The 379-nt window shown below is 79.2% G+C and carries 1 protein-coding gene; it reads left to right on the top strand.

What is annotated here, in order from left to right; genetic code table 11:
- Positions 1–379, top strand: a 379-nt coding sequence (locus ADL08_RS12920) for a D-alanyl-D-alanine carboxypeptidase (protein WP_199836998.1), incomplete at both ends; no start/stop codon positions are given.

The raw sequence follows: 379 nt of genomic DNA on the forward strand, positions 1-379 counted from the left end.
TCGCCACCACCGTCACCGCCGCCCCCGACGGCACGTCCGTCACCCTCACCGGCGGCGGCGACCCCACCCTCGACGCCAACCGCCTGAAGGCCCTCGCCACCGACACCGCCCGCGCCCTCAAGACCCGCGGCCGCGCCTCCGTACGCCTCGCCTACGACACGGGCCTCTACACCGGCCCCGCCGTCCACCCCATCGGCCCCAACGAGAACATCGCCCCCGTCACCGCCCTCATGACCCGCGCCGGACGCCTCGACGACAGCCCCAGCGGCCCGGCGCCCCGCGACGCCGACCCCGCCCGCGCCACCGCCACCGCCTTCGCCGCCCTCCTCGCCGACGCCGGCGTCCGGATCACCGGCGACCCCGCCCCCGGCCGCACCCC

The sequence above is a fragment of the Streptomyces sp. NRRL F-6492 genome (assembly GCF_001280125.1).
GTDB lineage: Bacteria > Actinomycetota > Actinomycetes > Streptomycetales > Streptomycetaceae > Streptomyces.